This is a genomic window from Rufibacter radiotolerans (assembly GCF_001078055.1).
Lineage (GTDB): Bacteria > Bacteroidota > Bacteroidia > Cytophagales > Hymenobacteraceae > Nibribacter > Nibribacter radiotolerans.
In genome coordinates this window covers 2,254,166-2,270,213 of sequence record NZ_CP010777.1, presented here as the reverse complement: position 1 = coordinate 2,270,213, position 16,048 = coordinate 2,254,166, and the positions used below count along the sequence as shown (strand labels likewise).

Annotated in this window: 13 protein-coding genes; 10 read left to right on the top strand and 3 right to left on the bottom strand. The window is 54.3% G+C overall.

What is annotated here, in order from left to right; genetic code table 11:
- Positions 1 to 138 precede the first annotated feature (138 nt).
- The 3 genes from TH63_RS09470 to TH63_RS09460 all read left to right on the top strand — a co-directional run bounded on the left by TH63_RS09470 (position 139) and on the right by TH63_RS09460 (position 3,626).
- Positions 139 to 807: a recombinase family protein gene (locus TH63_RS09470; protein ID WP_048920736.1), complete on the top strand. Its 669-nt coding sequence runs from the start codon at positions 139 to 141 to the stop codon at positions 805 to 807.
- A gap of 617 nt (positions 808 to 1,424) precedes the next feature.
- Positions 1,425 to 2,606 (top strand): DJ-1/PfpI family protein, encoded by a 1,182-nt coding sequence (locus TH63_RS09465; RefSeq protein WP_076606454.1) that lies wholly within the window; start codon positions 1,425 to 1,427, stop codon positions 2,604 to 2,606.
- Positions 2,607 to 2,708: 102 nt separating this feature from the next.
- A complete protein-coding gene (locus TH63_RS09460; RefSeq protein ID WP_048920734.1) occupies positions 2,709 to 3,626 on the top strand; it encodes a GlxA family transcriptional regulator in 918 nt (305 codons plus the stop codon).
- A 596-nt stretch (positions 3,627 to 4,222) separates the two neighbouring features.
- On the opposite strand, the gene TH63_RS09455 is transcribed toward TH63_RS09460, so the two are convergent.
- Positions 4,223 to 5,125 (bottom strand): magnesium transporter CorA family protein, encoded by a 903-nt coding sequence (locus TH63_RS09455; protein ID WP_048920733.1) that lies wholly within the window; start codon positions 5,123 to 5,125, stop codon positions 4,223 to 4,225.
- Between the two features lie 235 nt (positions 5,126 to 5,360).
- Between TH63_RS09455 and TH63_RS09450 the strand changes: the two genes are divergently transcribed.
- Complete coding sequence (locus TH63_RS09450) at positions 5,361 to 7,313, top strand: KUP/HAK/KT family potassium transporter (RefSeq protein ID WP_048920732.1); 1,953 nt, start codon at positions 5,361 to 5,363, stop codon at positions 7,311 to 7,313.
- A gap of 382 nt (positions 7,314 to 7,695) precedes the next feature.
- Here TH63_RS09450 and TH63_RS09445 read toward each other — a convergent pair whose 3' ends face one another.
- Positions 7,696 to 8,097, bottom strand: coding sequence for a response regulator (locus tag TH63_RS09445; RefSeq protein ID WP_048920731.1), 402 nt, complete (start codon positions 8,095 to 8,097; stop codon positions 7,696 to 7,698).
- A gap of 370 nt (positions 8,098 to 8,467) precedes the next feature.
- Here TH63_RS09445 and TH63_RS09440 point away from each other — a divergent pair, with 370 nt between their 5' ends.
- Positions 8,468 to 8,695, top strand: coding sequence for a hypothetical protein (locus TH63_RS09440; protein ID WP_156180507.1), 228 nt, complete (start codon positions 8,468 to 8,470; stop codon positions 8,693 to 8,695).
- 456 nt (positions 8,696 to 9,151) lie between these two features.
- Complete coding sequence (locus TH63_RS09435) at positions 9,152 to 10,681, top strand: sensor histidine kinase (protein ID WP_082161611.1); 1,530 nt, start codon at positions 9,152 to 9,154, stop codon at positions 10,679 to 10,681.
- Between the two features lie 723 nt (positions 10,682 to 11,404).
- On the opposite strand, the gene TH63_RS09425 is transcribed toward TH63_RS09435, so the two are convergent.
- Positions 11,405 to 11,914: a GAF domain-containing protein gene (locus tag TH63_RS09425; RefSeq protein ID WP_048922718.1), complete on the bottom strand. Its 510-nt coding sequence runs from the start codon at positions 11,912 to 11,914 to the stop codon at positions 11,405 to 11,407.
- Between the two features lie 272 nt (positions 11,915 to 12,186).
- Here TH63_RS09425 and TH63_RS09420 point away from each other — a divergent pair, with 272 nt between their 5' ends.
- The 4 genes from TH63_RS09420 to TH63_RS09405 all read left to right on the top strand — a co-directional run bounded on the left by TH63_RS09420 (position 12,187) and on the right by TH63_RS09405 (position 15,956).
- The gene (locus TH63_RS09420) at positions 12,187 to 14,382 is read left to right on the top strand and encodes a PAS domain-containing sensor histidine kinase (protein ID WP_048920727.1); all 2,196 of its coding nucleotides are present in this window, start codon (positions 12,187 to 12,189) and stop codon (positions 14,380 to 14,382) included.
- Positions 14,373 to 14,942 (top strand): hypothetical protein, encoded by a 570-nt coding sequence (locus TH63_RS09415; RefSeq protein ID WP_048920726.1) that lies wholly within the window; start codon positions 14,373 to 14,375, stop codon positions 14,940 to 14,942. The genes TH63_RS09420 and TH63_RS09415 overlap by 10 nt, the downstream gene beginning before the upstream one ends.
- A 277-nt stretch (positions 14,943 to 15,219) precedes the next feature.
- Positions 15,220 to 15,606 (top strand): hypothetical protein, encoded by a 387-nt coding sequence (locus TH63_RS09410; RefSeq protein ID WP_156180505.1) that lies wholly within the window; start codon positions 15,220 to 15,222, stop codon positions 15,604 to 15,606.
- 2 nt (positions 15,607 to 15,608) lie between these two features.
- Positions 15,609 to 15,956, top strand: a complete 348-nt coding sequence (locus TH63_RS09405; RefSeq protein WP_048920724.1) for a hypothetical protein — start codon at positions 15,609 to 15,611, stop codon at positions 15,954 to 15,956.
- Positions 15,957 to 16,048: the final 92 nt, after the last annotated feature.

The window sequence follows — 16,048 nt, the reverse complement described above, 5'->3', positions numbered from 1 at the left end:
TAAGTACTGCCTAACTTAAGGGCCGTCAGGCACCAAAAAAGAAGTTGTAAACAGTCTTTTACTGTATCACGATAAGCTATAGCTTTTCATGATACAATTACTATATTTGGGCTATAGCATTAGTCTGTAATCCCTCCTATGAAAGCAGCCCTTTACCTACGCGTCTCCACCGCCAAGCAGAACACCGGCCGCCAACTTCACGAACTACAAGACTATGCCCAGAGAAATGGCTACGAGGTGGTTTATAAGGCCTGTGAGACAGTCTCCGGCACAAGGAACAGATATCAGCGCCCGGGCATGGAGAAGGTGCTGGAGATGGCCAGAAGCGGCGAGATCACGGAGGTGGTCTGTATGGAGCTGTCCAGGCTGGGTAGGGACGCCATGGACGTACGCAATATCATCCTGGAATTAGCAGAGTCAGGCGTCTGCACCCACGTGGTGAACCGGAACCTTCGCTCTCTTGACAAGAGAAGGAAGAAAGACAACGTCACCATGATGGTCCTTGGTATCCTGGCGGACCTGGCCGAGATGGAGCGGGAGTCCACCGTGGAAAGGATCGTCTCGGGGCAGCAGGAGGCCAAACGACAGGGCAAGCACATTGCCCGCCCCAAGGGGACCGTGAAGAGTACAGAGCAGTTCCTGCGGGAGAACAAGAGGATTGTTGACTACCTGAATGAGGGCCGTTGCTCTATCAGGGAAATCGCCACCCTATGCGCTGTCTCCCCCAACACCGTGATGAAGACCAAGCGCGCTATAAGTACAGAAAGTGCGGTAAGTGCAACGGTAATTAGTCCTGGAATAGGCTGAGTACGCCTTTGTCCTCCTTGCCGGTGTGATGAAGTTTTAGATACCAGGCTAGATTTTACTTTCCATTACCACCTTCCGCATAGGCCGCAAACGCGTTCGCAAACAAAAAAATCCCCTTGGCAAAAACAGACCTACCCGGTCTGACCCATAACGTTCTAATCGGCCAGAACACCCCCCACCCCTTTAGCATAAGCCACCGATCCTTCTCCTAATCTAATTGTTACGGCAATGAGAACCTTATCCAACTTTTCATACCATCCGTTTTAGGATGGGTGTAATTTCCTAGGCTTTACATATGATCCATTATTAGCTAAGCGAATCTCCTGCGAGAGTTATATAAGAGCCGTTATGAACTTTATTCTTTTGCCTTCCAATACAAGTGGATGATTCTTGAGGGGATTGTAAGGCTAGATTTTAGCTAGGAGAGCCAAGGGTGGTATTGGTCACCTTAAGAGTCATTAATTAATTGGCAAGGCAGCATACTTTGTCCGATATGGACGCCTCCCTGTCCTTTCAGGCCTTTGGGCCAGGCCTTACCTTTACACCATGATTCCAGCGGCTAGCCCACTTTCCCAGCCCTCCATGACACACCAACTCACCACTTACCCTTCCAACAAGTGAACAAACACAAAATAGTATCGCTCTCCTTTTTCAGTGGCCTTCTGGTACTATGCACCGGATTTTACCTGGCGCTTCACCCCGTTATGGCGCAAGGCCTGAAAGTCTACCGGGGCAAGGATAACCTCAACTGGCCCAGCCCGGCGTTTTACAAGGGGGAAAAGACCGTTTTCGTCATCGCCAGCAACGAGGGGACGGAGATGTTTGACCTTATGGCGCCCTTCTACCTGTTCAACGCCACTGGGCAGGCAAATGTGTACGTGGTGTCTGAGGAGAAGGCGCCTGTGCTGCTGGTCAACAGCCTCTTCATCCTTCCCCATTACTCTTTCCGGGAGATAGACTCCCTGGGAATCCAGCCTGATGTTATCGTCGTCCCCAACCTGACGGTTCACCTCAAGTCGCCACCCAGGCCCTCCACGGTCGCCTGGGTCAGGAAACAGTACACCGGAAAGAATATCCTTCTGGCCATCTGTGACGGGGCAGCGACAGCCGCCGCAACCGGGCTCTATGACGGCCTGCCTATCACCACGCACTCAAGTGACTGGGGAAAACTTGAAAAACTCTACCCCAGGGGCGATTGGAAAAAGGGCCTGAGCTACACCAGGTCCGGAAACCTGTATAGCACGGCCGGGGTTTCCAATGCCACCGAGGGGAGCCTAGCCGTAATAGAGGCGATGTTTGGGCAAGAGACGATGCTAAAGGTGATGAGGGAGGTGCGCTATCCCCACGCTGAGGTTAAGACAGGCCATGCGAATGAGACTGTGAGCGCCGCAGCGATTGCGACCATAGTGAAAAAAGTCCTGTTCAAGCATGACCGGGACTTAGGCGTGCTACTGCAGGAAGGAGCCGATGAGTTCGAGCTGGGCTCCGTCCTAGATACCTACTCCCGCACCTTCCCCGCCTCCCTCAACACCTTTGCTTTGGATGGCGGTTCCGTTTCCTCCAAGTTCGGGTTAACTTTGCTCCCCACCGGTAACCTGCAGGTGGGACGCTTGGACGAACTCCACATCCTCAGGCCGGAGACCTTCCCCGGGGAAGCGGCCTGCCCCATTGAATACAGGGAACTGGTGGAGTATGGGGAGACTCCTAAGTATCCTTTTGAGGTCTGTTTGGACAGGATCGGAAGCCTGTACGGGCATGGCTTCCGGAAGGCAGTCAAGCTGACATTGGATTACAACTAAGGAAACCAAAGAGCGTGGATTGACCTGCCCCTGAATTTACGGCCAGACCGCCACCCTGCATCAGATACCAAGCCAAAAAGCCCGAGTGGCCAACCAATAGAAATGAAAGTAGCCTTCATCATTCCCCCCTTCGTTGAACTCCTGGACCTGGCGGGCCCGCTGCAGGTATTCACAGAGGCACGGTCCTCGGGCTTGGACGTCCGGCTGGAGTTCTATTCCTACCAGCCCGAAAGTGTGAGCAGCGCCGGGTTACCGATGGGGAAGGTGTCCGATTACCGGGAGGCTGCGCTGGGGGAGGGGGATTTCCTTTTCCTCCCTGGGATGGAGTTCGAATATCTCAACAGCGCGGCATTCAGGGGAGAGGCGGATTTCTTCTCCTGGGTGAGGCAAACCGCCGACAGGCAGGTGACGGTGTGCTCCGTCTGCAATGCCGCGTACGTCCTGGGGGAGGCAGGCTTGCTGGACCAGCGGGAATGCACGACCCACTGGAGGAGGGTGAAGGATCTGCAGGACCGGTTTCCCCGGGCGAAGGTCATTGGGGACGTATTGTTCGTAAAGCAGGACAATATCTACACCAGCGCGGGGATAAGCGCCGGGATTGACCTGGCCCTTTCCGTATTGGAGGACCTGAAGGGGGCTTTCTTTACCCACCGGATAGCGCGGGGCCTGGTGGTGTACCACCGCCGAGGCCAAAACCACCGGCAGGAAAGCGTTTACCTGGATTACCGCAACCACCTCAATCCCCAAGTCCATGAGGTGCAGGACCACCTTGTCTCCAATTTGGCGGGGGACAACAGCATAGAGACCCTGGCCTCTCTGGTGGCGATGAGCCCCCGGAACCTTAGCAGGGTCTTCAAGGAAAACACGGGGACCACCATCTCGGAATACCTCACCCGGCTCAGGGTGGAGAGGGCGAGGACACTTCTAAGCAACCCCTATTACACGGTGGACTATGTGGCGGCCCAGTGCGGCTTCAAAACGCCCCGGCAACTGCAGAGAATACTGAAGGGGCATCCATAAGTTAGATCTCCCGCATTCACGGGTCTCTACATGCGTATTTGGATTAAGGTTCTCCATTGTTTCGTTTAACGGCCCAATTAAGAGACAGGAGAAAGCAGTCACAACTATCCCCATAAATTCTTCCTGGGACTGTTTTCCTTCTCCAAAAGAATAAATACGCGGCAGCTGCTCACTTTTCCTTTTTCAGGATGCGAATTCCCTGGCAACGGTGACTTTTCGTTGACTGGGCATTGGGTTTCTTTTTCGCCTAAACGTTAAATTTCGTAGTATTTCGGGGGAAAAGGGTTACTTGGCCCGCGCGTTTTTTAGGATTATCAGGAGTCATAGCCTCATTTTCCTCTCCGCTGAGAAAGTCAAGCCCGTTCTCAGCTCCCTAAGCAATTCCATTAACTAAAATAAATGGCCTGACGGAAGGGGAACCGTCGGTAATTCGTCATTTCACCTGCCATAAAACGAAGGAAAGATGAAGGATCGACTCAGTTTGTGATTATGGTTCGCATCCCTCACCACCTCCATGGCCGTGTCCTTCTGACCACATTCCCAGCTAAAGGGCGGCATACCCCAAATACTTGATGGATCAGGCATCCAAAACCTCGCTACAGCCAGTTCTTCTTCCGGAACCACAGGTAGATGGCAAGGGCCACCACCCCCATGGCCAACAGCGCGCCGGGGTACCCGTAGGTTTTCCTGAGTTCGGGCATGAACTCGAAGTTCATCCCGTAGATGCCGGCAATGAAGGTGAGGGGCAGGAAGAAGGCGGAGAAAAGGGTCAGCACCCGCATCACCTCGTTGGTTTTCTGGGAGGAGAGCGAGAGGTAGGTGTTGATGAGGTTGTTGGTGCCTTCGTTCACCTCCTCGAGCTGCGTCTGCAGGTGGATGTACAAATCCCTGAGGTCCTGCACGGCGGTGGCCTGGAAGCCGGCCTGCCCCATGCTGTCGATGACCACCTCGGACAGGCGCAGCACGCGGCGGCACACCGTGGCCTTCCGCTTGAGGTGGTAGAGCCCCTTGATGAGCGGGGGCATCTTCTGGTTCAGGAAGGTTTTGGCCTCGTAGAAGTCCAGTTCCTCGGCCAATTTATGGGCCGGGGACTCATAGGTTTTGAAGATGGCCTTGACCAGCTTCAGCAGCAACTCAGAGGTGGAATTCACGAGCCCGGTGGCCACGTATTTCTCCTGTATGTCCTGGATCAGCAGGGAGGAGCCCCGGTGGATGGTGATGATATAGCCCTCGGCGTAGAAGATGCCCACCTTGTTGGTGAGTTCCTGGATGGTGTCCGCCTCCCGGTCGGCCCCGCTGTCGAATACCCGCGTAATCATGAAGGCCGTTGCCCCGATGGCCTCATACTTAGGTAAATGCTCTGGCTGGAGGGAATCCACCACGGAGGTGCGGTGCAGCCCGAACTCAGCCGCCACCGCCAGGAGTTCGGCCTCTGAGGGGTTCTCCAGGTCTATCCACTGCCAGGCGGAGGCTCCCCCGGATACCAGTACTTTCTTCATGATCGACTAAACGTTGGCGTTAAGGGATGGCAATGTTACGCAATCCGGGGATAATAAAGCAACCGAAGGGCCCTGCGTTTTTGGGCCTTCCATTCCTCCCCAGCTTGCGGGGTGATAAGGAAGAATTGAATACCGGTTCCCCTCCGCCAAGACCCTGCCCGATAACTTGCCTAAACAAAACTGGGAATATGCAGTACATTGCACCTGAATCACGGTAAAAACTATTAAGGGTCCTATGGAAAAACAATCTGCCCACGCCCACAGCCGCCTCACCACGGGCGGGCTTCTCATCGCCCTTGGCATCATCTACGGTGACATCGGGACCTCGCCCCTGTACGTGATGAAGGCCATCATCCTGAGCGGGGGGAGCGTGGTGAACATGGACCTGGTCTACGGCGGCGTCTCCTGCGTCTTCTGGACCCTTACCCTGCAGACCACGGTCAAGTACGTGCTGCTCACCCTGCAGGCCGACAACAACGGCGAGGGGGGTATCTTCTCGCTCTACACCCTGGTGCGCAAGAAGGCCAGGTGGCTCATAGTCCCGGCGGTCATTGGGGGCAGCGCCCTGCTGGCGGACGGCATCATCACCCCGCCCATCTCCGTCTCCTCGGCCATCGAGGGGCTGCGCATCATCAACCCGGGAATCCCCACCGTGCCCATCGTGCTGGCCATCCTGACGGTCCTTTTCGTGGCCCAGAGTTTCGGGACCCAGATAGTGGGCAAGGCCTTCGGGCCCATCATGTTCGTCTGGTTCGCCATGCTGGCCATACTGGGCATGCACAGTATCTTCCTCCACCCGGAGGTCCTTCAGGCAGCCAACCCCGCGTATGCCTACCGGCTTCTGGTGGAGTATCCCCAGGGCTTCTGGCTGCTGGGCGCCGTCTTCCTCTGCACCACCGGGGCCGAGGCCCTCTACTCCGACCTGGGCCACTGTGGCCGGGACAACATCAGGGTCAGTTGGCTGTTTGTGAAGCTGTGCCTGCTGCTCAACTATTTCGGCCAGGCCGCCTGGCTTACCCAGCACACGGGCGAGTCGCTCTCCGATAAGGTCAACCCCTTCTATGGGGTGATGCCGGGCTGGTTCCTGCCCATCGGGATCGCCATCGCCACGCTGGCCGCCATTATCGCCAGCCAGGCCCTCATCACCGGCTCCTTCACCCTCATCGGGGAGGCCATCCGCCTGAACCTTTGGCCCAAGGTCCGCCTCCGCTACCCCACCAACGTGAAGGGCCAGCTGTTCGTGCCGAGCGTGAACTGGCTGCTCTGGGCCGGCTGCGTGGCCGTGGTCCTCTACTTTAGGGAGTCAGAGAACATGGAGGCCGCCTACGGGCTGGCCATCACCGTGACCATGCTGGCCACCACCGTGCTCATGGCCTATTACCTCCACCTCCGGAAGGTGTCCAAAATCCTCATCGGGTTGTTCGTGGGGGTGTACATGGCCATCGAGCTGTCCTTCCTGGTGGCCAACCTCATCAAGTTCCCGCACGGCGGCTGGGTGTCGGTGGCCATCGGGGCGGCGCTCATCACGGTGATGTACGTGATGCTGCAGGCCTTCTACATCAAGCGCCGCCTGACCGAGGAGGTGCGGCTGGACAAGTACGTGGAGGGGCTCAAGGAGCTGAGCGAGGACGAGTCCGTCCCCAAGTACTCCACGCACCTGGTGTTCATGACCGGCGCCGACCGCAAGAACTACATTGAGTCCAAGATCATCTACTCCATCTTCCAGAAAAGGCCCAAGCGGGCCGACATCTATTGGTTTCTGCACGTGTACACCACCGACGAGCCCTACACCATGGATTACACGGTGCATCACATCGTCCCCAACGACGTCATCCGGGTGGACTTCCGCCTGGGCTTCCGGGTGGAGCAGCGCATCAACCTGTACTTCCGGAAGGTGGTGGAGAACCTGGTGGAGAACGGGGAAGTGGACATCACCAGCCGCTACGAGTCGCTCAGCCGGCAGAACGTGATAGGTGATTTCCGGTTTGTGGTGCTGGAGAAATACATGTCGGTGGAGAACGACCTGCCCTGGAAGGAGAACCTGGTGATGAAGGCCTACTACATCCTTAAGGACTTCATCGCTTCGGAGGACAAGTGGTTCGGCCTGGACACCAGCTCGGTCAAGATAGAGAAGGTTCCCCTGCTCATTAATCCGGTGCAGGACGTGGAACTGACCCGCATAGGGTAAAGTTAGCAAGACCTAGGAACTCGTATTGAAGAAAGGGTATGTAGAATGGTATACTACCCTAGGAGCAGCAGCGGTTCCGGAAGCTGCGGATGTAGGCCTGGGTTTGATAGTGTCCCCACTCATGCTGGCCTGACGCCTGGAGAGGGAAATCAACTACGATGGGGTCTTTGTCCGCTTCTTTCCCTTCCACACCCCTGCAAAAGATATGCCTTGGACACTATTTCTCTGGCGTTTGAGGGGAAATACAGCCCCTGTTTTTCCCGCTTAGCCAAGAAAATAGGGTTACCCGAAAAAAGACCCACCCAGTATGGCCTAAGCATTACCTAGGTCTTGAAAAATACGTCCTGTATCCGTAAAGGCCCTAGCCAAGCCTGGCGGCACATTACGGCGCCTCTACGAGGAGTTGCTCAAGGTACTCTATTCTGAAGGGCTTGGTGAAGTAAGCATCGGCCTTGAGCTGGAAGGATTTCCGCACATCCTCCTCTTTCCTGGAGGAGGAAAGCATGGCAATGAGGGGCCTCCTGGCAAGCCCCAGCAGGTTGACCTCCCGCAGGAACTCGAACCCGTCCATGACCGGCATGCTGATGTCTACCAGGATAACTGAGGGAAGCCCTGGGGCAGGGTCCGGGGAGCAGAAGTGGTCCTGCACGAAGGTGAGCGCCTGTTTACCGTTCCTGGCCGTGCAGAGCCTCTCGGCCAGGGCGCTCCGCTCTAGGATGCGGTGGGCAACGAACGTGGCGGTGGGGTCGTCCTCTACCACCATGACTAGGTCAAATTTTTTCATGGTCAATCCTGCATGTAAAAGGGAATGGGCCGAATCGCTTGCCTCCCACCCCTGCCTCTTCTCACCGGCCAGTCCACGCGATAGGCAGGGGCCTGAGGAGACGAAAAACAATGCCCGACAAGGATTTGCCGGGTAATAGTGTGCTATTACGACGGGGACGGGAAAACATTCATCCTTCTAGACATAAATGCTGACTTATTCTTTACCTGCTTTGGAATACTGAAAAACATTATACCTTTAATGCTGTAATTGTAGAAATAACAGGTGTTAAATACCCACCGAAACCATACGATCAACACCGATGCAGCAGGAAGTGAAGAACGTCTTCGGGAGGACCTTCTACCGGATAAGGTATAACGCCCAGTCCAATATGGTGGAGGCCGAATGGCATGGCGCCGCCACCCAGCAGGATTTGAGGAAAGCCGTTGTGGCCGGGCTGGAACTGCACGAGCGCACCCGCTGCGCCTTCCGGCTCAATTACAACACGGGGTCCTCAGGGCCTTGGTCAGACTCAGTCACGTGGCTGGAGAAGGAGTGGCTGCCCCGGTTCCCCCGGCGAGCAAGGGGGAATCGATTAAGCAAGCCTAGCCCTAAGTGAGGTCGACTGACTGAATTGTAGAAATAGGCCAAGCTTCCTGTGGCTTGTTGCCGTATTTCTGTGATAGACATTCAAAAGATATATGTCCACATTCACTTAAGTAGCGAGTTTTGCCCCTTCCCAAGCGATGGGGTACCCGATTTGACCTTGAGCGTTTCAATCGGAAATTTATACCCCCGTCCTTTCTGTATATGCCACAGGCTGTTATTCCCTCTGCCTAGAAGGCTAACAATACTTTTCCTATTGTCCTTTATATTTGAACCATATTAATATCTAGTGAGCGTTTTTTGCTTACTGAAAGTTTAAGGTGAAATTAAATCAGGTTAAGGACCTTTTAGTAAAAACAGGGACTTCAACAATTGATGTAGGCCAATCAATACCAGGCACAATAACGTATTATAATTTTAGGATAAGTTTCCTAGAACTACCGAGAACCTATCCACCAAGACCAGAGGAATGTTACATGCAGATACGTTAGGGGCCGCCTTCGCCCAATCGAATACCCCTCACGTGGTACTCTCCGCGGAAACAGGTTTCCCGGCTATCTCCGTGAACAAGGCCTTTTGTGAGTGGGGCGCCGCCGACCCGGGCGAGATACTCCGGCCGTCGTCTTCCCTGGCTTTAGAGAAAATGGGCAGCCTGCTGGGCATCCCACCTGCCACCTTGACCCAGATAGCAGAAGGTGTCTTAGCCACGGGGTCAGCCTTCAAACGAAGGGTGGCGCCCTTGGGAAAGGCAGGCGCCAAACTGCCTGTAAAGGAAGGCTACATACTGGAGGTTTACCCCATTATGGATAAGGACCGGGTTGGGGCGCTGGTGGCAAGGGTTCAGCCCCTCACGACCATCGAGCCATTCCCGGTAGACAAGGCCCGCGATGGGGAGACCTCCCACGTCGACTACCGCCTTCTTCCCTTGATTCTGGACAGCCTGGCCAATGTCATCTTCGTGCTGGAGGTAGAGGGGCGGGACAGGTTCAGGTTCTCCTTCGCCAACAAGGCCTTTCAGGTGACGACCGGGCTGCCCATCGGCAAAGTGGAGGGGAGCCTGGTGGACGAGATAATCCCCGAACCCTCCCTGTCGCACGTGAAGGGAAAATACGCAGAGGCGATCCGGACCGGCAGGGAGGTTTCCTGGCTGGAAGTCTCCGAGTACCCCGCCGGCCAGAAGACCGGGCAAGTGGTGGCGGTGCCTGTCTTCGACGCGCAGGGCAGGTGCGCTCGTCTGATTGGCATGGTCCATGACATCACCGAGTTCAAGACGGCGGAGCGGGAGCAGGAGCGACTCGGCAAGGAACTCGCCCGGCAGAACCTGGACCTGCAGCAGTTCAACTACATTGTCTCGCACAACCTGCGCGTGCCTGTGGCGAACCTCCTCGGCCTCTGCGGGCTACTCACGGAAAAACCGAAGGAGTCACAGGAGTTTGACGTCGCCCTGCGTTACCTCCAAGAGAGTGCAATCCGCCTGGATGAAATCCTCATGGACCTGACGCACATACTCTCCATACGGGACAGGAAAGACTCCGCAGTCTATTCGAAGGTCAGCCTCCGGGAGGTTTTCGACCAGGCGGTCTCGGACCTGCGCGCGCCGCTGGAGCAGTCTGGCGGCGAGGTGGAGGCGGACCTGGGGCCAGGAGTCGAGGTGCGGGGATACCGCGCCTACCTGCACAGCATCTTCCTCAACCTACTCTCCAACGCTATCAAATACCGCTCAGAGGGCCGGCCATTGAAAATCATGGTCAAATCTCGAATGACTGCCCATGACTACGTCAAAGTCACGTTGTCTGACAACGGGACCGGCATTGACATGCAAAAGGCGCGCGGCAAGGTCTTCCAGCTTTACAAGCGGTTCCACCCGGACTGCGAGGGGAAGGGCATAGGCCTGTTTCTGGTCAAATCCCAGGTAGAGGCCATGGGGGGCAAGATTGAGGTAGATAGCAGGAAAGACTTGGGTACGACCTTCACCATCCTACTGGCCAGGCATGCCTAGGGCCTGGCCCGGACCCCGCTTCTGAAGCTAGCGTATCTCCATTCAATTCTTCCCTCCGAGGCCGCCAGGGCTGTGAACACTATCAACCATATTAGGCAAGAGTTATCGGTCACTTTCCTGATGGAAACCTTCTCCGACTAGGACAAGGCCTTGGAATAGTTAAGTTCATGAGTACGTTATCCTGCCAGCTTCCCAGGTACGACCGTCAGCCGGAAATAAGGCCTTCACGTATATAACCTATACAATAAATAACATCACTTAAAATTTAATAACCTGTGTTATGGAAAGGGAAATTTATCTAAGGCGCAACCCGTCGGCTGTTAAGGACGGGCAAATCCAGCAAGAAGAGATGATGGGTATGCTGTATAGGAAGCTGACTCTCCTCCAAGAGCCGGGCCTGCTTAGCCCGACCCAACTCCAAAACCTTAGGTGGGAAGTGGAGAAGAAAACGGAGAGGGGCGATTGGCTGCACCTCCAATGGGAAATGGCGACTTGATTTAAATTGTCCTGGTACAGGCAGCTTTACTTTGGGGGTTGCTGCTTGGTTTATATGAACAGCGTTAAGGAATAGCGCCTCTCCTGACTAGGGTCCATCATGAACACCTGCAGGCAGAGTAGACTTACCTATTGGGAAATAAATGGGTTATTTTCTTCCCATAGCTCTGCACGTTACACTATTAGAAGAGGTATGTCTCCCAAAAGGTTAAACTCATGGTTTCCTGTTTATGCCACACCTTTCTCAATGTTTTCCATTACCACTGAGGCGAGATTCTGCAGTATCCGTTGGTCGGTCTGTGAAAATACCCGAGGCTCCTTGTCTAGGATACAGAGCGCGCCGATGTTATACCCATCGCTGGTGTTCAACGGTGCGGCCTCATAAAAGCGGAGGCCAAACTCACCCGTTACCATGGGGTTAGCCAGTAGGCAAGGCTCCTCCACGGCATTCTCAAAAACGGTGGTCCCATCCTTGAGGATGGCCAATGAGCATAGACTTGTCCCACTTAAAACTGACGCAACGGCTTCAAGCCCTGCGCTGGCCTTTGTCAACACGTAGGCGCTGTCAACCAAATTTACTAGGGCGATAGGCACATTGAACATGTTCGATGCCTTGGCCGCGATGTGGTTGAACTCGCCCTCCTCCTGGTAGGCGTTCAGCAAGTATAAGCTGCGCAGCTTCGCTAAACTTTCCTCCTCATTGTTTGGCAGGATCGGAATTCCGAAGGTATTCTCCATTCTATGTGAGTTATTATTCCAATTTCCCTTTGGTAGCGGCGCATACGCCATGACTATTAAACCATACAATTATTTACATTATAAAAAATAAAGGGAAACGTCATGAAGTTCAAGTTGCCCCTCCATTAAAAATTCTGCAAATCATCGAATTGCCTTCTTTCTTCGGGAAGGAAATGAACCATGCTTTCTGAAAATTTATTCATCAATATTCGGTATTAATACTGATACAGGACTGTTTGGATGTATATTAGTGATGAATAAAAAGCAGGTTTATGGGTAGAATTGAGCAAGGCGACGGCTTCCTGGAAGCTATCCTCGGGAACAGTACCGACCTTATGTCTATTATCGACGCGCAAGGACAATATAAGTACGTGGCCGGTTCGGTAAAAAAGATATTAGGTTATGACCCTGAGGAGCTGGTCGGTTGCAATGCCTTCTCTTTCATCCACGCGGAAGACCTGCAGGGCGCGCTGGAGGCACTGGCCTATGCCGTGTCAGCCGATTACGCCACGCTTTCCCCTTTCCGGTTTCGGGCCAAGGACGGGCGCTGGCTGTGGCTGGAATGCTCCGTCACCAACATGGCGCAGCATGAGGCGGTCAGCGGCTACGTCACCAATTCCCGGGACGTCACTGAGCGGGTTTTAGAGGAACAGCGGAAGAAGAAGAGCCAGGCCCACTACGAGGCCCTTTTCCATAACCACCCGGACGCCGTGTTCGAGCTGAACAGGGGCGGCTTCTTCACCAAGGTGAACCACGGCGTCTCCAAACTGCTGGGCTTCCCCGACGGTCAGGTCCTGGGCAGCCACTTCGGCAAGTTCGTCCATGAGGATGACCTACCCCTGGCGCAGAACGCCTTTGCAAACACCATGTCAGGCAACACCCAGTACCTAGAGCTTGCCATTCGGCGGGGGGACGGGGTGGTCTCGGACCTAGGCATCACCGTGCTACCGGTGCTCGTAGGGGGCGAGGTTGTGAGTCTTCAGGGGATAGCGAAGGATATCACGGCTCAGAAGAGGGACGAGGCCCAATTAAAGGAGCAGGTGGATGTAGTGAGCGGTATCATGGAGAATATCCCGGAGAGTTTCTACTCCCTGAACGAGAACTGGGAGTACACCTATGTGAACGCCTACTACGCCTCCTACATGGGCAAAAAAAAGGAGGAACTGCTGGGCCGAAGCATCTGGGAGGTCTTTCCCCTTGCTACCTCCACCCGGTTCTACCGGGAGTGCCTCCAGGTGCTGGGAAATAAGACACCCTCCTTTTTCGAGGAGGTGATCCCCTATAAGGCGGATTCCATCATCAGCTTCCAGATATATCCCGCGGGCAAGGGGGTGGCGGTGCATTTCGTGGATGTCACCCAGAGAAAGCAGGAAAAGGACAGACTGGAGAAGATGGCGTTGGTGGCCAGCAAGACAACCACCGGTATCATGGTCATGGATGAGGAGAGGAGAATAGAGTGGGTGAATGAGGCTTTCGAGAAGTCCACTGGGTTCACCCTGGAAGAGTGTCTCATGCGACGGCCGGAGGAGGTCTTGGGGGGTGGCGACGCGCAGCCCGGTATGCTCAAAACTATTAAGAAGAGGCTGGCCGCCGGGAAATCCTTCAAGGGCGAGGTCTTCAGCTACTCCAAGTCAGGGAGGAAGTTGTGGTTCTATAATGAGATCACGCCAGCGCTGGATGACTCGGGCAGCAAAAAGATCATAGGGGTAAGGACGGACATCACGGACCGCAAGCAGAAGGAGGAGGAGATGGTGCGCCTGGCCCAGGACCTGTCGGAGCAGAACAGGGACCTCCGGCAGTTCAGCTACATCGTCTCCCACGGCCTGCGGTCCCCGGCCGCCAACCTCATCGGGCTGGCGAACGCCCTCTCTACCGTAGACAGGGCCTCCCCGGACTTCGGCCGCCTGTTGGGCATGGTTGGGGAGTGCGCGCACCGACTTGACGGGGTCATCCTGGACATGAATAATGTACTGTCGGTGAAAGACAGTAGGTCCGCGCCAAACAGGGAGCAGGTCGACCTCAACGTATTCTGCAGGGAGGTGGTCGCGGACTTCCGCGTTGACCTACTTGGGGTAGAGCCTGCGCCTAGGGTGGAATTCGAAGAGCTGCCAGTCATCTATACCAACAAAGCGTACCTGTACGAAATCCTTAAATGCCTGCTCTCCAACGCCATTAAGTTCCGGAGGCCGGATGTGCCACTCCACATTTCCCTGAAGGCGGCCATAAAAGGCAAAAATATGGAACTGGCGGTGGTGGACAATGGCATCGGCATGGACATGGGCGTAGTCGAGCCCAATCTGTTCAGGCTGTACAAGAAATTCCATAGGGGGTACGCGGGAAGAGGAGCAGGCCTTTTCCTCTCGAAGACCTACGCGGATGCACTCGGAGGCAAGATAAGACTGGAGTCTATCCCATCCAAGGGAACCAAGGTGAGCATAAAGTTTAGGAAAGACGCGGTATGTCCTTGAATCACGCCAAATATGGCCAGAAGGTAAATCTGAATTTGAAGGATTTTACCAAATCCTTCTGGCAGGTTCAGCCGTATTTCTACCGATCCCACCGAACTTCTGTAGTGGAGGAAGCGAGTGGTTGGCTAAAGAGAATCCTTACCATGCTTTTATATAAATCCGAGTGCCTCGAAATTGAATACCACGGACAACACAACTTGATAGAGACGAGATGGCTCGGGTTCGCCTCCAGTGACGAATACCGAGAAGGGCTGAACCAGTACCTGCAGGCAGTGGGCGGGAATGATATCCGGCTGTGGCTGGGTGACTACCGGTTGGCCCGGGTCGTGAGGCTGGAAGACCAGGAGTGGGCGGCCAAGGATTGGTTTCCCAGGTTCCTCCCTTTCTCCAAAGGAATAACTAAGATGGCCCGCGTGCAGGCGCAGGATATCTTCAGCCAGATCAGTTCGGATGGCATAAAAGAAAAACTCGATATCGAGGGCCTGCCTTTTCTCTTCAGCGAGTTCAAGAATTACGATGCCGCTAAAGCATGGCTTTTAGAGGATAATCTAATACACTAAACCCTAAATTAGGGTTTACAATCAGTTGCATCGTAACATTGGGCCTAGGCGAGGGCGTGCGACAGTTCTGTAAGCGTAAGCCCTTTTGAAGCTGTAAATGTCAGATGCAAAGCCAGCTTAATGTGTCCTTAATGAAAGCCATTACCATAAATTCACCGCGGCGCTTATTATAAGTCTTACCTTTGGTTACAAGCACTTGGTGCTAAAAGGGTTTTCCTTATTAAGCTTTTTATTAATAACAGTCTAAATGGTTTACTACGAGTCGGAATACGCGACCATGAAATACTTCGAGCGGGAAAGGCTGGTCTTTACCCAGTACCATGGTTTCACCCCAAGCGAGGAACTGCGTAGAATCCTTGCTGCGGTATTGGATTTGGTCTCCACCAAGGAGGTAGAACTGGGGCTGGGTGACAGCCGCAACATGAAAGTAATCCGGCCCGCCGACCAGGAATACATCAACACGGTTTGGTTTCCGGAGTTTCTTAGACTGTCCAAAATCCGAAAATCGGCCTCCATCGAGTCCACGGACGTCTTCAACAGGATGGCCACCAAGAATATCCTGCAGACCATCGGTGACCGAATCCCATTTGAGTTCCAATATTTTGACTCCCTAAAGGAAGCGTGCCATTGGCTAGGAGTCGACCCTGCAATCCTTTCCCAATAGACATGTCCATAGATTTCAACCAGGCCCGGACCAAGCACATGTTTTTTAAGGCTAGGGTGAGGGGCTTCCTCCTGGGCAGCGAGGCGAACCCGGAAAACTTCAAAGCCTACCTGAAGGAACTCGGGTCCTGGGTGGAGGCGCTCGCCACCCGCTTCCACCTTGAGACGGATGAGGTAATGGAGGCGAACTACCTACATAACGAACTCACCGATAAGACGAATGGATTGATAAAGTTCTGGAACAGCGGTAAAGAATCAGAAGCCAAGGAGAAGTTTCTGGAGATAGAGTCTACGGGGGAGCAGTTCATGGATACACTTTCCCGTCTGGAGAAGCGAATGGTCAATAGGTAAATCATGGCTTTATAGTAGTTATTCAAAGCAAATGCGTGATGTTACAGCTTAGTGCATATTTTGGCATTTGCACTTTGTGTCCAAGAATCTAG

Excerpts from the sequence above, each read along its gene's own strand:
- TH63_RS09470 (WP_048920736.1), top strand. The coding sequence starts at position 139 with ATGAAAGCAGCCCTTTACCTACGCGTCTCCACCGCCAAGCAGAACACC.
- TH63_RS09420 (WP_048920727.1), top strand. The coding sequence starts at position 12,187 with ATGGGTAGAATTGAGCAAGGCGACGGCTTCCTGGAAGCTATCCTCGGG.
- TH63_RS09435 (WP_082161611.1), top strand. The coding sequence starts at position 9,152 with ATGTTACATGCAGATACGTTAGGGGCCGCCTTCGCCCAATCGAATACC.
- TH63_RS09440 (WP_156180507.1), top strand. The coding sequence starts at position 8,468 with ATGGTGGAGGCCGAATGGCATGGCGCCGCCACCCAGCAGGATTTGAGG.
- TH63_RS09455 (WP_048920733.1), bottom strand. The coding sequence starts at position 5,125 with ATGAAGAAAGTACTGGTATCCGGGGGAGCCTCCGCCTGGCAGTGGATA.
- TH63_RS09405 (WP_048920724.1), top strand. The coding sequence starts at position 15,609 with ATGTCCATAGATTTCAACCAGGCCCGGACCAAGCACATGTTTTTTAAG.
- TH63_RS09415 (WP_048920726.1), top strand. The coding sequence starts at position 14,373 with ATGTCCTTGAATCACGCCAAATATGGCCAGAAGGTAAATCTGAATTTG.
- TH63_RS09450 (WP_048920732.1), top strand. The coding sequence starts at position 5,361 with ATGGAAAAACAATCTGCCCACGCCCACAGCCGCCTCACCACGGGCGGG.
- TH63_RS09425 (WP_048922718.1), bottom strand. The coding sequence starts at position 11,914 with ATGGAGAATACCTTCGGAATTCCGATCCTGCCAAACAATGAGGAGGAA.
- TH63_RS09410 (WP_156180505.1), top strand. The coding sequence starts at position 15,220 with ATGAAATACTTCGAGCGGGAAAGGCTGGTCTTTACCCAGTACCATGGT.
- TH63_RS09460 (WP_048920734.1), top strand. The coding sequence starts at position 2,709 with ATGAAAGTAGCCTTCATCATTCCCCCCTTCGTTGAACTCCTGGACCTG.
- TH63_RS09445 (WP_048920731.1), bottom strand. The coding sequence starts at position 8,097 with ATGAAAAAATTTGACCTAGTCATGGTGGTAGAGGACGACCCCACCGCC.